This window comes from Flavobacterium notoginsengisoli (assembly GCF_014207905.1).
In the GTDB taxonomy this organism is placed as follows: domain Bacteria; phylum Bacteroidota; class Bacteroidia; order Flavobacteriales; family Flavobacteriaceae; genus Flavobacterium; species Flavobacterium notoginsengisoli_A.
In genome coordinates this window covers 1-16253 of sequence record NZ_JACHLB010000009.1, presented here as the reverse complement: position 1 = coordinate 16253, position 16253 = coordinate 1, and the positions used below count along the sequence as shown (strand labels likewise).

Below are 16253 nucleotides of genomic sequence, written 5' to 3'. Positions count from 1 at the left end.
AGGAGTTGGATTCCATCTACATGAATTTATAAACTTATTCTATTATCTATCTTCAGTTTGAAACAGTTGTTCACAATTTGTATTTAAAATAAATATTAAAAAAAGTAAACTTTTAGCATTATTTACAATATAACAATATAGAAATTCTATAAAAAAATTTAATCTAAAAAATAAATGAAAACAGAAATAGAAATAAGAAGAGAATGCGAAAAATTTGATATAACCAACTACATAATAAATGATGATGGATCAATTGATGTAGATGGGTCTGTAATTATCTCAAATACAGAATTAACATCCTTGCCAATAAGATTTAATATAGTAAGTGAAGATTTTGATTGTGGTCGCAACAAGTTGACGACCTTGGAAGGCTGTCCTAAAGAAGTTGGCGGTTCCTTCTACTGTGATGATAATGACCTAACTTCATTAGAGTATTCTCCTATACTTGTTGGGGACAATTTTTCATGTGCATTAAATAAAATAACATCCCTAGAATATTGTCCTGCCGAAACAAATGATTTTGACTGTGCAGCAAATAAATTAACAACATTAGAATATTGTCCAAAGGAGGTATGGGGTTACTTTAATTGTAATAGTAACGAAATTAACACAATAAAATATTTTCCTAATAATATCGATGGCAATTTTCATTGTCGTAAAAATAGAATTGTTCTTGAAGATATTGTTTTCTCAGAGTTTGCCAAAAATTTTGATCTGACGCAATCATTTGGTTTCAGCGAAAATGAGATACGAATGACAAAAATTAAGATTATCACTAGTTAACTATATCTTTTAAGAATCATCTTAGAGTAGCTATCTTAACATTACAATCTAAGATATGGAAAAATATTAAAGTGAAAGCGATAAAGCATTACTTTATCTTAGTGAACTTTTCAACCACTCTTCACCTGCAATAACAAAAAGGTATCTCGGAATTCGTCAGGAAGAGTTGGATGACATCTATATGAATTTATAACTTATTCTACTTCGCTAAACGAAACAATCGTTTACCGTTTATATATTTAAAATAAATATTCGAAAAAAGTAAACTTTTAGTATTATTTAAGATATAACTAATATAGAAATTCTATAGAAAAATTTAATCTAAATAATATATGAAAACAGAAATAAGAAGACAATGTGAAAAATTTGACATAACCAACTATATAATAAATGATGATGGATCAATTGATGTAGATGGATTTGTCGTTATCTCAAATACAGAATTAACATCCTTGCCCATAAAATTCAATAAAGTAAGTGAGGATTTTTTTTGCAGTAGCAATAAGTTGACGACCTTGGAAGGTTGCCCTAAAGAAGTTGGCGGTTCCTTTTGTTGTAGTGATAATCATTTAACTTCATTAGAACATTCTCCTACATCTGTTGGCGATGATTTTTCGTGTGCAGATAACAAAATAACATCGTTAGAATATTGTTGCTCTGAAATTTATGGTAGTTTTGACTGTTCACGAAATGAATTAATATCTTTAGATTATTCTCCGTATGTTGAGATTTATTATAATTGCTCTTTTAATAAGATAACCTCTTTAGAATTTTGTCCAGAAAAGGTGGATTACAATTTTGATTGTTCTTATAACAAATTAACATCATTAGAATGTTGTCCAAACGATGTTGGAGGTGATTTTAATTGTAAAGGCAACGAAATAAACACAATACAATATCTACCAAATAATGTCAAGGGCGATTTTTATTGTTCTAATAATAGTATTTTACTTGAAGACATTGTTTTCTCAGAGTATACTGAAAAATTTGACCTGACGAAATCATTTGGCTTTAGCGAAGATGAAATAAGAGTAGCAAAAATTAAGGTTATCACTAGTTAAGAATCATAATAGATTGAGGACAGCTTTTATCTTTCTTATTTAACCCACCAATTTGTGTGATTATTCCAGTATTTTTAAAATTTTTTCCAATAACATGGGATATCTGTCTTTAACCACAAGTGGGTGAATATGCATAGAAAGTATTTCACTGCTCTGTTTGTGATCAATTAATTTCTGCAGTTCTTCTTTCAGATAATTTTTCACGGCATCGTCTGAATTCAATATTTCTTCTACTATCGAAGTCCTGTTATCCATCACATAAATTATGTCTTCAAAATCATGACTAAAAATGAAATCATTATTGCCACGGTCTTTGAAAGCCTCAAACTTTGTAGCCAAGAAATAAGGTGCTGGCAGTATTCTAATATCCAGATCGTCGCTAAGGGTTATTTGCTCAAGGTAATCAAAACCTGGTTTATACCATTTGTTCGAGATTCCCATACCGCTGTCCCCTGAAGGCATGATGTCAATCGCAATATTTTTGTATACATAACTGACAATAGAGTGCCCTTGGGGATCAGGATTAAAACCTAAATCGATTAGCCTTTCCTGAAAGTTGGCCATCTCCGTGTAGTTCGCGAGGTCAACTGTCATGTCAATATCTGCCGTAGGCCTTATTTCTTCAGCAGCAGGATCATCCGTATACAGACTTATTACGGCGCCTCCTATAAAAACGACTCTTTCCCGTAATTCCTCAAGGCCTTTAGCAACATCGGCCACTAAAGCTAGGTTTATAGTTTTATTCTTCATGCAAAATTCTTTTTCGTAGTTCTTTTTTAGCTATTTCTTTTTCTCTGGCCCTTCCTACCCGAAGGGCATCAATAAGAGTCATATATTCATAAAACATGTTATCCATTAATGATGCGTTTACTACAGCCGGATACAAAGGCTCCACTGCCTGACCCCGTTCTGTTCCACGGTGGTGTGGCCATACAAAAGTTTCCTGACTATTGATAAAAAAGTTGTTTAAAGGGGGGGCTGAATGAGCCGTTGGAATACCACGCACTATTGCTCCAGGCTGTTGGGGAAAGACATACTGAATACCATGCAGTAAAAACTCGGTAAAGGCAAATCTGTTTACTTTCTTTTTATCAGCGTCAATTAGTGTTGCGTATCTGCATCTGTTCAATGACTGGCTTATTTCAGACTGGCTCATTTGAAGTTCAAATGCAAGTGTTTCCTGACTCCATGGCTTTAGGTCAAAAACAATGATTTTAACCAAAATTGCCACATCCTGGGGTTTTAGATTATTTTTTATCTGTGCCATTATTATAAATATTGCATATTGCGATATTAGTGATTTATTTATTAAACATCAATAGCATTTAATAAAATATTGCATATCGCGATATGCGATACTAGCAATTTATTTACTGAATATCAATGTGTTTAATAAAATATTGCATATCGCGATATGCGATATTAGCGATTTATTTACTTAATATCAATAGTGGTTAATAAAATATTGCATATTGCGATATGAGATATTAGTGATTTATTTACTGAATATCAATAGAATTTAATAAAATATCGCATATCGCGATATGCAATATTAGTAATTTATTTACTGAATATCAATAGAATTTAATAAAATATCGCATATCGCGATATGCAATATTAATGATTTACTTACCTGAATATTAAATACATTTAGCAATTTTTCCAGAACGGTAATGAAACATTAATCTTCGGATCATTTTATTCATTGATTTTTTATTCAAACCAAGTATCAATCCCGAACCTATTAATAAGGATTTAGTTTTTTTTTGTAAAACTCTCAAAGTAGCCATTATTATTTGTACTCAGTAATAAATGGAGTATCCCGCACATTATAACAATATTTAATTATAGGATGATTTTGCAACCAAAGTTCGACTGTTGAAATATCTTTAAAAACCGCCTTATTTTACGGCAATAAAAGTCTCTGCTCAATTGTTTGTGTTCAAGATTATGAAACCAAATTCAGAATACTTATTTTCTTATTATTATAGATTAAACTATTACAATTTACTTTTTTCCAGTATATTTTTTACTTTTTTAACTGTGTTTGGACTCGCCTGATATCCTCTTTCCTTATCAACCGATAATTTTGAAAGACTCCTTAAAGATAATTTCGGATTTGCTTTTATAATTTTAACTAATATTCTGTGTTTCGAAAGAACTTCATCATCTGTATCTATAGTACCTTTCAATCTACCTTTATATGTATTTGGATTTTTTCTAATAGCCGCTTCAATGCCTTCACGTTGCCTTTCAAGTAGGCTCAAGCGTTCCATCGAGGCAACGTTGGCTAGAACGTCAGTTATTATTTTAAAGATTGGATTCGGTTTCTGATCAACAATTGAACAAATTCCAAGATTATCAATAAATACATTTACTTGGTAATTATTTAGTTGATGCAATGTCGATTGTACGTCAAAACTATTACGTCCAAGTCGATCTACACTTGAAACAGATAGTGATTTAATATTTCCCACTGCTAATTCGTCATATAATTTCCGAGCCTCTGGCCTCTCGTTAAACGGAATAGAACCAGAACATATATCAATAAACAACTTTTCATCGGAATGTGCTTTTACTAATTGCCGCAATATTGATTGTGTTGCTGTACTTATTCTAATATAACGTCCTTTCATAACATTTTAATTACCAAGTATAAATTAACTTTTCAAAGATACATTATTCCAACATTTTGAGCAAATTTAGATTAGTGGCTTTTGCACATCTTTTTAACGCATTATTATTGAAAAATATTGTGCCTCAATTGTGCATTGTATAATTATAATCTAAATTTGCTCACACTTGTCATCTACTATAAAATCTTTTATATTCAGATGCATTATTATTAAAAGCCCGAAAGGATGAAATTTTACAATATTTAGGGTAGAAATTACACCTAAACAAATATCCCATTAATTTCCTCAACCAGGTAAGTCCTCCACTATCACTTTAATTTTTAAATTACTAAGTTGACGCAATCTATTAGCATCTTCATTTTTAGAACGACTAATTAAATAAAACCATTCCTTCATACTTATCATAATAATATTTAAATCATTAAGCAAAGATTCATATTTAAAGAGAGGAGAAAAGACTATATAATATACTCGTCGTACATCCTTAATTTTAAGGTAATTTTTATTTACATAACCAACAGAAAAAAGAATAACGACCTTTAATTCGTCATTGAAAATCTCTATTGAATTAAGGCCGCTTATTATATACAAATTGTCATATTGTCTACCGCAAACTAAATAGACCAAAGACGAGGCAAATTCGTTACTTTGAAGCAACCAATGTAATGTCTTGTGCTCTTTTATCTCATAAACTAAATCAGCCATAACTTATAACTTTAATGATTTTAGAAAAAACTAATAATGCAAATAAAGCAATACTTAATGCCATAGCACGTCGGTGTAAAAATATTTGAATGTGTAAAAAACAACATTGTTTCATTTAATTTCACTTTCGAGAGTCAATTTGTATTTTATTATATAAATACCTTTATGATGTCTGAATTATTTTTCATATAATGATCTAAAATCAGGTAGTTTTACTATAAAATGCAGATGACGGAATTGCGAAATTTGTTGATATTAACAATACAAGGCCTTATTATAGAAAACAATACTATTTTACGGAAAACCGTATTTCACTCAGTACCTTATTTCTTATTTTCACATCTATATTACTCTGCCACAAAATGACAGACATGTGATTTATTTTTGAAAAATAAAACCAACTAACTATGTCCAAATTAATATATTTCAAAAGATACCTGTATATTATAGATCGCTTAAGAAGCCACAACTGTGACTTTAAAGATTTACAAAGGCTTATTATTCGTAAATTAGAAAATGAAGACATTGACACTAATTTTGAATATTCCGTTCGAACGTTTGAGCGTGACAAAAAAGATATACTAGATATTTTTGGAATTGTAATTAACTATAACCGAAAAGATAAAACATATAGTATTGATGAAGAAGAAATAGAAGATCAATCGGTTACACGAATAATGGATGCCTTTTCTATTCATCAGGCATTGCAAGAAGGAAACAAGTTGTCTCCAAGCGTTTTTTTAGAAAAGAGAAAATCATCTGGCACAGAAAACATTCATGGTATTATTCATGCCATACAGAATCTTTACATCATAAAATTTACGCACCAGAAGCACTGGGAAGATTTTAACACTAACCGTGAAGTTTACCCTATTGCAATAAAAGAGTCCCATCAGAGGTGGTATTTAATTGCCTTAGATAAAAAAGACGAAAAAATAAAAACTTTCGGACTTGATAGAATTTCAAATTTAAATGTTACAGACACTAATTTTAAGCCGATTAGATATAATGTGGAAAAAGAATTTCAGCATGCCTTCGGTGTAGAAACTTATTCTCCTGCTGAAAAAGTAGTACTCGAATTTGTAAATAAGCAAGGAAATTACATTAAAACCTTTCCTCTTCACGAATCTCAAAAGATTATAAAAGAGAATGAAGATACGCTTCTTTTAGAAATTTATATTCATACGACCAATGATATTGTAATGGAACTAATGAAATACGGTGCAGATGTAAAAGTCATTTCTCCTGCCAGGCTTCAGAACGAGATAAAAAATAGAATTTCAAAAATGGCTAATCTTTATATTTAATGAACACATTTACTGCGATAGATTTTGAAACTGCCACAGGTTATAGAAATAGCATTTGTCAAATCGGATTGGTTAGAATTGAAAATGGAATAACTGCTAAAGAAATAGATTTACTAGTGCAACCACCCGGAAATTTCTATTGGAGCCAATTTAGTGACATTCATAGAATATCATCAAAGAAAACAATTAACGCTCCTAATTTTAATCAAATCTGGCAAATCATACAGCCATTTATAGAGAATCAAAATGTAGTGGCTCATAATGGTTTTGGATTTGATTTTCCTGTTCTAGAAAAAACACTTCTGCATTTTAATTTACCTATTCCTAACTACAATAAAATCTGTACTTATAAGATTTACAGATCAAACTTATCTAACTTGTGCAAGCAACATAACATTCTTCTGAACCATCACGATGCACTGAGTGATGCGAAGGCTTGTGCAGAGTTGTACTTAAGATATTTATATAATAAATAAATTTTAGATCAAATCGTAAAATATGAAAAGTGATAAAAATATTAAAGAATATTTTGATTTAGGGAAATTCAAGATCCCAAATTATCAAAGAGGATATAAATGGGGTGTTCCTAAAGATAACGAATGTGCGGTTAGCATATTAATGGACAACTTGATTGAAATAAAAGATAATTCTTCTGATTATTATATTCAAGGAGTAACAGTTAGCGAATCAGAAGGCTATGTAATTTTAATCGATGGGCAACAAAGAACTACAACTTTTTATTTATTATTAAAATATTTGGAATACCACTATCTTCCGGAAATAAACTATGAGATACGTGAAGATTCTGATAAATTCTTAAAAAATTCAAGAATAACCGGAGGGTTAATTGAATATATAGGAAGTGAAAAAATAGATGAAGAATCACAAGACATCTACTATTTCAAAAAAGCAATCAGAACTATCCATACAAAATTAAGTGGCATCGATAAACACAAATTCAAACAGAATATTCTAGAAAAGGTTAGGCTCTTTTATATAATAATTAAAATTGAAGATTCAACAAAAGTTTTTTCGATGATGAATGGCCAAAAAGCTTTTATGAAAGACGATGAACTTATAAAAGCAACTTTGTTAAGTAAATCTTCTAGGATAATTACTGACAAGGAAATAACGACAGCAGAAGAATGGGAAATAAATTCTTTAAGAAACAAGTATGCCCGTGAGTGGGATAAATGGCTCTACTGGTGGAACAAAAAAAGCGTAAAGGAATTTTACGGCTGTGGGAACAATCCTATGGGCTTATTGTTGGAATATTTCTATTATTCAAAAAGGATTGACATTACAAAGGAGTATAATTATAAACACTTTGATGAACTATTCTTTAAAAATAATAAAGATGCCAAATTAACTTATAAAGCTATTAGAGACCTACAAAAAACATTTGAAGATTGGTTCAATGATTATAATTTTTATAATCATCTTGGACTGATTTTTAAAAGTGATGTTAATAAGAAAGATGCTATTTTATATTTATTGGAAAACAATTCAATAGATGTAATCAAGACATATTCAAAATGGGCTCTTGTTAATGCAACCCACAGACAAATTACAAAAAAAGCAGATGAATTAAGAGCAGAAGAGATTACAAAAGAAGAAAAAAGCTTAGAAGTATTTAGAAACCTGAATGCAAAAGAAGTTTATGGATACAATAACAATCAGGCTTTATTGCAACTCCTTCGAAGAAATGTAGAACTAGATTGTACGCTAAAAAGGAAATTCGATTTTAGCTTATTTGGCGAAAAATCCTTGGAACATATTTATCCCAAATCTAAAGCAAAGGATTTACTATTTGATGAAAAATTAAACTATAGTATTCATAGCATCGGAAACCTAGTATTATTAGATCGCAATACAAACTCTAGTTTCAATGATGCTCTTCCGGAGGAGAAAACATTAAAATATTTTAATTTAGAAAATGTAAGATGGAGCCTAAAACTCTTGCACACCATTTCAGTTTTCACAAAAAAAGAATGGCATGTCAACGCAATTATTGAAAATCAAAATCAGTTTTTAAGCGAATTTAAAAAATATTACAATCTATAATTATTTAAAAATGGCAAAATTAGAAAGTGGGAACACATATAAAATAACTGATCTTTTTAAAGACAACCGACATATTATAATTCCTGATTTGCAACGTGATTATTGCTGGGGAGACAAAAGTCATGGAGACAGCAACAATGATTTAGTAACAGCCTTTTTACAAAATTTAAAAAACATTTTTAAAGAAGATAGACATATCAAACTTGGTATGATCTACGCATATGAATATCCCCTAAATTCAGACCGTATTTATCTCTGCGATGGCCAGCAAAGAATAACCACATTGTTTTTAATACTAGGAATTATAAATCGACAATTTATAAAGAACAATATTGCAAACAAAGACGTTCGCAAATGTTTGATTTCAGAAGTAGAATTAAATGACGATAGAGAACCCAGATTATTATACGCTATTAGAGAATCAACTCTTTACTTTCTTAGTGACTTAGTTTGCAACTTTTTCTTAAAGGATATTGATTACAAAGTATCTGATATAAAAAAACAAAACTGGTATTTCCGAGAATATAATTTAGACCCAACAATTCAAAGTATGATTTCTGCAATGGAAATCATTGAATATGAAATTGAAAATCATGATGATTTACAAGGTTTTGCTGAATTTATTTTGAATAAAATAAGTTTTTTTTATTTCGATATGAAAAATAGAGAAACAGGAGAAGACATGTTTGTCGTAATAAATACAACTGGTGAGCCTCTAACTTCTACTGAAAACATTAAACCTCTCTTAATTGGAAATATTATTGACGAAAAACAAAGAGAGGAAGCTAGTAATATATGGGAAAAGTGGGAGAAATACTTTTGGGAAAATAGATCTGAAAAAGAACATGAAGCAGATAATGGCTTAAATAAATTTTTCATTTTCTATTGGCAAATTAAATTGCTTCAAGAAAAACAATGGAAAGAGAAGAAATCTTCTGAAATTAATCCTTTTCAACTATTCTCACAAACCTCTGAAATAAAACCAAATGAAGAAAACACTACATCAATACTTAGTGATGATTTAAATAAAATTAAATCAATCAGTGAGATAGACAGATATTTTAATGCGTATAAAGATCTTTACATTGAGATTTCTCAAAATGCAATGAATCGAAAAATCATTAACAATATTACAGATTTAGATTTAAAAAAGCCTCATTTTTTAAGGGACCTTCCAATAAATATCATATTACCGCTTATTCAATTCAAAGTAAAATATCCAGAAGGACCTATTTACTTTTTTCTGCGTCGTTTAAGAAAGAATTTCTTTGACCAAAAATGGGAAACCAGAAAGAACAATTACGTTGATTGGAGACATGTATTGCAATTGATTGACAAATCAGATAATATCGATAATTTATTAACTTACTCAGAAGGTTTTAATTTTAAGGAAATTCCTAATATTCCCAATAATGTAAAAAAATGGTTCAATACTGAAGAAAAGCTTAAAGCTAAATTAAAAGAACAGAATAGAGAGACAATAGAATCTTGGGAAGATTCGCAAATCTTTATGGGTGATATAAGTTTTTTATTTCAAGTATTTCTAAAAAGACATGAAGGAATAACTAATAATTTTTCAAATCTAAACAAAGAATTTACTGATATTACAATTACAGATACACATTTCGATTACCTTCAAAAAATCAAAATGGAAGAATTGCAGCATTGCATGGATACATATAATAATATGACCCAAAATCCTTTATTTAAAGTTTTAGAAATCCGTTTCAATAGAGTAAATCACCTATGGGCAGGAAATTGGTCATTTGGAAGAGATTATTTTGACTATAAAAGATGGCATAAAAAACACACTAAGCTGATCTATCAAAACTGGGTTTATTATATTATTTGTGAAATATTAAATAATGAGGCCGATATAGATAAAATACTAAAAACGTATATCCAAAATATTTTTTCGCAATCTTCCAAAATGTTCTTCGAAACAGATTTGGCACTAGATGGAATATACGATTTTAAACAGTTGGAATTAAATTTAGAAAACAAATCCAAATCAGAAAACAACAACGGATTTTATCATTGGAATGGGTTTTTATGGCACTATCTATTGGCAATCTATGAACCTACAAAGAAAATAGATTTTGAAATTATTTTCGATCTTTTTGATAGACAAAAGAATCGATACAAGATTGGAAATCAGTTTATCTGGACAAAGGAATATTATGACAAGAAAATCAAGACTTTTGATTTAATGGAAAATTCAAATTGGCTCAACTGGCAAAAAATTAAAGACAATGAAACTGAACTACAAGATGCATTCGTAAATCAGCGAGAAGAAAAAATAAAATTTTTATACGAAAAATCATTTGATTTATAACTTATAAAAAACAAGCTTTACGTAGCAAACATAAAGAGCTATAGTTCACTTAGAACACTTAACCAAATTCAGTTAGCATATGAATAAAGTAAATGAGCTTTTAAATCAAATTACTAAGATCAAAAATAAGCATGATAATAAAGCGGGGGCAACTGGAGATAATTACAACATATTTACTGTAATGAATATGGAACGCAGTGAAGTCAATACCCATTCCTCAATTATTGGCGATTTACTAAACCCTAATGGTACGCATGGCCAAGGACGAATCTTCTTGGATCTTTTTATTGAAGAATTACGCAATTCATTCGGCTCTGATATTGAATTGGATGATTTTGGCCCCTTGGTACGCGATAAAATCTGCGAACGTACAATAACAAAAGAAATAAATTGGGAAAATGTATCTGGCGGAAGAATTGATCTTATTATCGAAGATTATCGCACTTTATTAATAATTGAAAATAAATTAGATGCAATTGATCAAGAGTATCAGCTGATAAGATACAATAATTATGCAAAAACCAAAAATACTAAGAAAACTACTTTGCTATACTTAACTCTCGATGGTAAAAATCTAGAACATGAAAATCCATACACCAGCGAAGGTGGCTTGTACATTGAGGGGCAAAATTTCATTTATAAGGATAGAGAAGTATATGAAAATACCTCAGAGAGAGAAAATTTCTTCAAATGCTTATATTTCCCTATTTCATACAAAATTCACATAAGAGATTGGATTGCGAAATGTATTGAAAAAACAGACAAAAATCCTTTTCTTCAAATAATACTTAGACAATATCTAGCATTAATAAAAAAAATAACTTTTCAAACTATAAGCGAAAAAATGAAAAAAGATATAGTTAGTGCAATCTTAAATGATTCAAACGAAAAAAAAGAAAATATAGAAAGTGCTTTTGCAATTTCCGACAGCATATGGAATTTAAAAAAACGACTATATTATGATTTAATTCAGAATTTAAAAAATAATGAAGAGGGATATAACATCGTCGATACAGATCATACGGAATATTATGGAGTTGACATTATTTTCGAAAATAGAATCAGGGTACTTTTTGGAAAGAACAAAGATAAAGATAAAGATCTTTGCAATAGTGTTTCCTGCGGATATCAGATAAGTAATGAACTATCACAATTAAAACTTGATAGATATCGTTCATTGGGTTTTGAAATTAATTTCGGATGGGTATATAAATGGATTAACAATGCTAATTGGGGCTATTCCCCAGAAATTTGGGCTGATGTATCAGAAGGAAAAAATGGGAAAACTTTCAAGGAGATAATTTCAGTAATAAATGAAATTATTGAAATTGAAAAATCATAAGAAGAGGCTTACTGCCTCTTTTTTTTATTTATTACTTTTTTTTACGTCATATTTTGGCATACTACTATAATTTCTTTGTCTTATGGGAAAGCCGAAAACCAAATCTAGAGTAGGCATCAACTAAAACAGAAAAACTATGTCTCAAATGATTACCAAAGACAACGAATTGATTAGAATTAATCCTAGCAACACTAATAAGATTGAATACTCAACAACTTCCGGCAGGTCATGGCATGTTAGATATTCGGGATCTTCTTACGGGAGTTTTCAGGATTTAACAGACAACGGCAAAGAAATACTAGCAACTACTTCAAAAGGTCTTTACTATTCAACTACAAATGGAAGAAGCTGGCATAAACGAAATTAAAATATATCATCTAATTATGATAAACGACACACTTTGACAGTGTGTCGTTTTATTTTTACTCAGTAAAAAATAGCTATCTATGATTCTGAATTATAATGAACTATTGATTTGTGTAAAAAGGATAGAAAAACAAATCTCTGATCTTAAATTTGAACAACGTAACCATATTCATAATCTTAACTTTTCTAAGACAAGGCAAACATTTGTCCAACAACAACTTCTGGAACTTCAAATTCTAAATTATATCACTTATTATCAGGAGAAAATAAAAAGCAACCACTTAGAAAGCAAAATTTACAGTAATGAACTACGTGACTTAAAAGAAAACTATCAGCCAAAAACAAACGCTAATGATTTTTTTGTCTGCTTGAAAGAATTGACCACGGAATACAATGATCTACTAAAAGACCTAAAGCTTTTTTATAAATTAAATAGACTAAAGGATATAGATGCTATAAAGGAAAAAATAAAAAATCTGACTTCACGTATGGAAGAAATTTTTCTAGAATTATCTCGAATAATCCTTCTTCCACACTCAAACATTGACGACAATCAAATTAAGGATTTTAATTCTTACACCTTATTTTTTCAAGAATATTATACTTCAAAACTACTCAATCTCGAAAAAGAATTGCACTCAAAACAAATAGAATTAAAATCGTTTAAGGTATTTCTCAACTTTAAGCTAGCAAAATCAATTAGAAAAGAAATAAAAACAATACAAACTGAACTTGAAGCAATTCATTACACCAAAAACAATTTAAAATTTATAGACCAAATTAAATGGGAGTATATTATTACCTAATGTATTTGATTTTGAATATTTTGACATTTATTCAAATTTAAGGATTAACTAGTCCAATCCCTTAATTTAAACGACACAAAATGGCAGTAATTCAATGTACATTGGGAAAAAAATAAAATCACATTATAACAATTGAATTGTTAATAAAAAGAATATTAAAAAAACCATCAGTATTATTAGTCTTTATCTTCCAAAATAACATTAGATTTACCCTATCAAAATTAATTTACAATGACAAGAAAATCACTTTTTATATTATCACTTTTATTCACAATAGTTATTTTTATTTCATGCTCAAAAAATGAAGATCAGAAAAAAGTATCCTCTGCAGAAATTACAACTTATCTTTTAGTCAATGAACAAGTACCCGTTAAAATTCTTTCGAATGCTTTAGAAGTTCCCGAAGATATAATAATTGAAGTAAATTTAGGTCTGATCAGGCTTAATGAGAATGGAGAAGAAAAATTTAATGATATTTTAGAAGAGTACTTAAAAGATGGTAAAAATGATTTTATTAAAGATAATGATGAAAAAAAATGGGATAATTTTTCCAAAAGTGATTGGATTGAAGGCGACGCCACAAAAATTTCGATGGTAAAACTTAATGAGATAAAAAAACTTGAGTTCAAAAACAACGAAATAATTCAAAATAAATTAAACCTCTTTATTCCTAGCTACATAGAAAAACAAACCGACGAGCTGTCCAAGAATGAATTTAGCTTTTTTTCAAAAGGATTTTGGAATAATATAGGGCAAATTGCTTGGATGCATATAAAAAGCTTTCCGGAAAAAATTTCGTATAGAGATATCAATTACTTAAAACCTGATTTCAAAGATGAACTTCAATTGAAATGGCAAAACAAATTCAATCTTTATTTTTCACCAAAGAAAGTTAAATTAGAGATGGATAAAATACTATCAAATTATCAAAATTTAGTAGCTACAAAATATAAATATTTGTCAAATCTTACTAAAAAGGAATTTAACCAAAACCCGAATATATCATTAAATTTAAACAAATTGAATAAAAGCGAGATTATTAATGTAAAGCCTATAGTTACTCAATTCAATTTAATCATGTTAGATAATTTTGGGCAATTGTTTATTGAATTGTTAATAGGTTTATTAATCGCTACAATTTTAAATTTTTTTCTCCGTCGAATTACAAAAGATGAGGATGAAAAAAGAAATCATATTGTTTTAACCTTTTTTAAAACTAGCCTTTCTCCTTTTCAAGTTTTGATAAGTGGCACAGCATTATTAGGTAATATAGTAACTAGCAATCAAGCAAGAGAAAGATATAAATCTACAAGTTCAATTATAAACAAAATAATTGGTTTCTTACTTTTACTTTTTTCATTCTGGTATATATCTCGGAAACAAAGTGAAATTGAAAAGGAAATAAATGGTGATTTTAAAAGTAATTTTTCATCACGTTTTGATAAAACATCATTTCAAGTCCTTGATAATTTAAACTTAAATTCAGAATTATTTTTTATTTAGATAAAGCAAAATGAAATCACACTTCCATTTTAAACTTCTACTTGCCTCCCTATTTTTCATAGTACTTTCCGGATGTAAAAAAGCCAGCGAAGAAGTTCTAGAAAATATTGGAAAAAAAATCACAAAAGAAACTCTTGAAACGTCTGCAGAGGCGGGTACAAAAGCTCTCATAAAAACATTATCTAAAAAAGAAATTGAAAATATTGTTTTAGATAATGGATTAAATAAAGCTGTTTCAAACAAAATTTTAAAAAATCTTTCTTATAATGAAACTTCAATTTTCATAAATGATTTAAAAAAATTAAAATCTAATACTACTCAAATCAATAATAATCCTGATTTAATAATTGCTTACAAAAAATTATTTACGTCGGAATCTCATCGAACTAATATTAGCTACTTGTTTCAAACAGAAAATTGGATAAAAAAAGGATCTAAAGGTAATTTGGTATTAGAAGTCCCTCATAACATCAATAAAACATTATTAGGACAAGAATTAAATGAAGTCAAATTCATCAAAAAAGTGATTCCGTGTGAAGGGCTAAATTTATCGGTTATTGTACCTAATTTTAGTAGATTTAAGGTCTATACCTCTCCACCTTTAAATCCTGTCTTTTACAAAAGTTCTGACAAAATTCAATTTAGTATCTGTAGAGCAAATTTGAGAAAAGAGTATCTTCAAAATCCAAAAAAAATAGAAAAAACATTAATGGTCCAAAATGAAAGGTTTGCTGCAAACGGAGGTATTTTCTCTGATGGCAAATACATAACAGATCCTCTGGAAATGTTAGAAAAACAAAAAAAAGATATTCTTCAAATACATTCTGGTATACAACAAGAAAGAATTTTGGGATTTGTATGGCACCATAACGAAAATATTGGTATCATAGATCTTGTGGCTTATGACAAGCATAATTCCGTAAAACATATTGGCGGGAGGAATATTTGGGGAGGAGGCTCACTTGCTAGAAGATAATAGAAAATATAATTCTATTGAGCTCTAATTAATTTCGACACTTTTAAATATAGCTCAAATTGAGGCAAACTATAAAATTGATAACGTAGCTGGATAAAATGCAATTTTGGTTTGGGTCAAATTGACCACTTAATACTGGCAAATTTCCTCGATATATTAACGAGTTTCTCATGACGTTAGATTAAAAAAAAAAAATTAAGCATTTCTTTGAATAATGTTTATATCTTTACATAACATAATAACTTATATACTAATAATATACAAAAAATTCCATTGGAAAAAGCGGTCAAATTGACCACGCTTTTTCAGCATAAAGTGACCACCGATTTCGGGTCAAACTGACCACTCCTTTTCAATTTAAACTGACCA

The 16253-nt window shown here is 29.2% G+C and carries 15 protein-coding genes; 11 read left to right on the top strand and 4 right to left on the bottom strand.

The genetic code is table 11. From position 1 onward, the window contains the following. Nucleotides 1-174: 174 nt before the first annotated feature. On the top strand, nt 175-783 hold the full coding sequence (locus HNP35_RS21355; protein WP_184167471.1) for a hypothetical protein: 609 nt from the start codon (nt 175-177) through the stop codon (nt 781-783). A 332-nt stretch (nt 784-1115) separates the two neighbouring features. Next, the gene (locus tag HNP35_RS21350) at nt 1116-1844 is read left to right on the top strand and encodes a hypothetical protein (RefSeq protein WP_184167474.1); all 729 of its coding nucleotides are present in this window, start codon (nt 1116-1118) and stop codon (nt 1842-1844) included. 60 nt (nt 1845-1904) lie between these two features. Here the strand turns inward: HNP35_RS21350 and HNP35_RS21345 are convergent, their stop codons facing one another. From HNP35_RS21345 to HNP35_RS21330, 4 genes are all read right to left on the bottom strand, one after another. Continuing rightward, the gene (locus HNP35_RS21345) at nt 1905-2594 is read right to left on the bottom strand and encodes a hypothetical protein (RefSeq protein WP_184167477.1); all 690 of its coding nucleotides are present in this window, start codon (nt 2592-2594) and stop codon (nt 1905-1907) included. Further along, nucleotides 2584-3111: a hypothetical protein gene (locus tag HNP35_RS21340; protein WP_184167480.1), complete on the bottom strand. Its 528-nt coding sequence runs from the start codon at nt 3109-3111 to the stop codon at nt 2584-2586. Before HNP35_RS21340 ends, HNP35_RS21345 begins: the two co-directional genes overlap by 11 nt. 733 nt (nt 3112-3844) lie before the next feature. Then, nucleotides 3845-4480, bottom strand: coding sequence for a recombinase family protein (locus tag HNP35_RS21335; protein ID WP_184167483.1), 636 nt, complete (start codon nt 4478-4480; stop codon nt 3845-3847). 285 nt (nt 4481-4765) lie between these two features. Next, nucleotides 4766-5185, bottom strand: coding sequence for a hypothetical protein (locus tag HNP35_RS21330; protein ID WP_184167486.1), 420 nt, complete (start codon nt 5183-5185; stop codon nt 4766-4768). 407 nt (nt 5186-5592) lie between these two features. Here HNP35_RS21330 and HNP35_RS21325 point away from each other — a divergent pair, with 407 nt between their 5' ends. The 9 genes from HNP35_RS21325 (at nt 5593) to HNP35_RS21285 (ending at nt 15884) form a co-directional block, all read left to right on the top strand. Then, nucleotides 5593-6492, top strand: coding sequence for a helix-turn-helix transcriptional regulator (locus HNP35_RS21325; RefSeq protein ID WP_184167489.1), 900 nt, complete (start codon nt 5593-5595; stop codon nt 6490-6492). Further along, nucleotides 6492-6968: an exonuclease domain-containing protein gene (locus HNP35_RS21320; RefSeq protein WP_184167492.1), complete on the top strand. Its 477-nt coding sequence runs from the start codon at nt 6492-6494 to the stop codon at nt 6966-6968. Before HNP35_RS21325 ends, HNP35_RS21320 begins: the two co-directional genes overlap by 1 nt. A gap of 22 nt (nt 6969-6990) precedes the next feature. Further along, nucleotides 6991-8556: a DUF262 domain-containing protein gene (locus tag HNP35_RS21315; RefSeq protein WP_184167495.1), complete on the top strand. Its 1566-nt coding sequence runs from the start codon at nt 6991-6993 to the stop codon at nt 8554-8556. 10 nt (nt 8557-8566) lie between these two features. Then, complete coding sequence (locus HNP35_RS21310) at nt 8567-10891, top strand: DUF262 domain-containing protein (protein WP_184167498.1); 2325 nt, start codon at nt 8567-8569, stop codon at nt 10889-10891. Nucleotides 10892-10970: 79 nt separating this feature from the next. Next, a complete protein-coding gene (locus tag HNP35_RS21305) occupies nt 10971-12233 on the top strand; it encodes a PD-(D/E)XK nuclease family protein (protein ID WP_184167501.1) in 1263 nt (420 codons plus the stop codon). A gap of 136 nt (nt 12234-12369) precedes the next feature. Beyond that, the gene (locus tag HNP35_RS21300) at nt 12370-12600 is read left to right on the top strand and encodes a hypothetical protein (protein WP_184167503.1); all 231 of its coding nucleotides are present in this window, start codon (nt 12370-12372) and stop codon (nt 12598-12600) included. A gap of 79 nt (nt 12601-12679) precedes the next feature. Beyond that, on the top strand, nt 12680-13405 hold the full coding sequence (locus tag HNP35_RS21295) for a hypothetical protein (protein ID WP_184167506.1): 726 nt from the start codon (nt 12680-12682) through the stop codon (nt 13403-13405). A gap of 231 nt (nt 13406-13636) precedes the next feature. Further along, on the top strand, nt 13637-14908 hold the full coding sequence (locus HNP35_RS21290) for a hypothetical protein (RefSeq protein WP_184167510.1): 1272 nt from the start codon (nt 13637-13639) through the stop codon (nt 14906-14908). 10 nt (nt 14909-14918) lie between these two features. Next, nucleotides 14919-15884, top strand: coding sequence for an HNH endonuclease (locus HNP35_RS21285; RefSeq protein ID WP_184167513.1), 966 nt, complete (start codon nt 14919-14921; stop codon nt 15882-15884). Nucleotides 15885-16253 lie beyond the last annotated feature (369 nt).

Coding starts and splice junctions, on each gene's coding strand:
- HNP35_RS21355 (WP_184167471.1), top strand. CDS start 175: ATGAAAACAGAAATAGAAATAAGAAGAGAATGCGAAAAATTTGATATA.
- HNP35_RS21350 (WP_184167474.1), top strand. CDS start 1,116: ATGAAAACAGAAATAAGAAGACAATGTGAAAAATTTGACATAACCAAC.
- HNP35_RS21345 (WP_184167477.1), bottom strand. CDS start 2,594: ATGAAGAATAAAACTATAAACCTAGCTTTAGTGGCCGATGTTGCTAAA.
- HNP35_RS21340 (WP_184167480.1), bottom strand. CDS start 3,111: ATGGCACAGATAAAAAATAATCTAAAACCCCAGGATGTGGCAATTTTG.
- HNP35_RS21335 (WP_184167483.1), bottom strand. CDS start 4,480: ATGAAAGGACGTTATATTAGAATAAGTACAGCAACACAATCAATATTG.
- HNP35_RS21330 (WP_184167486.1), bottom strand. CDS start 5,185: ATGGCTGATTTAGTTTATGAGATAAAAGAGCACAAGACATTACATTGG.
- HNP35_RS21325 (WP_184167489.1), top strand. CDS start 5,593: ATGTCCAAATTAATATATTTCAAAAGATACCTGTATATTATAGATCGC.
- HNP35_RS21320 (WP_184167492.1), top strand. CDS start 6,492: ATGAACACATTTACTGCGATAGATTTTGAAACTGCCACAGGTTATAGA.
- HNP35_RS21315 (WP_184167495.1), top strand. CDS start 6,991: ATGAAAAGTGATAAAAATATTAAAGAATATTTTGATTTAGGGAAATTC.
- HNP35_RS21310 (WP_184167498.1), top strand. CDS start 8,567: ATGGCAAAATTAGAAAGTGGGAACACATATAAAATAACTGATCTTTTT.
- HNP35_RS21305 (WP_184167501.1), top strand. CDS start 10,971: ATGAATAAAGTAAATGAGCTTTTAAATCAAATTACTAAGATCAAAAAT.
- HNP35_RS21300 (WP_184167503.1), top strand. CDS start 12,370: ATGTCTCAAATGATTACCAAAGACAACGAATTGATTAGAATTAATCCT.
- HNP35_RS21295 (WP_184167506.1), top strand. CDS start 12,680: ATGATTCTGAATTATAATGAACTATTGATTTGTGTAAAAAGGATAGAA.
- HNP35_RS21290 (WP_184167510.1), top strand. CDS start 13,637: ATGACAAGAAAATCACTTTTTATATTATCACTTTTATTCACAATAGTT.
- HNP35_RS21285 (WP_184167513.1), top strand. CDS start 14,919: ATGAAATCACACTTCCATTTTAAACTTCTACTTGCCTCCCTATTTTTC.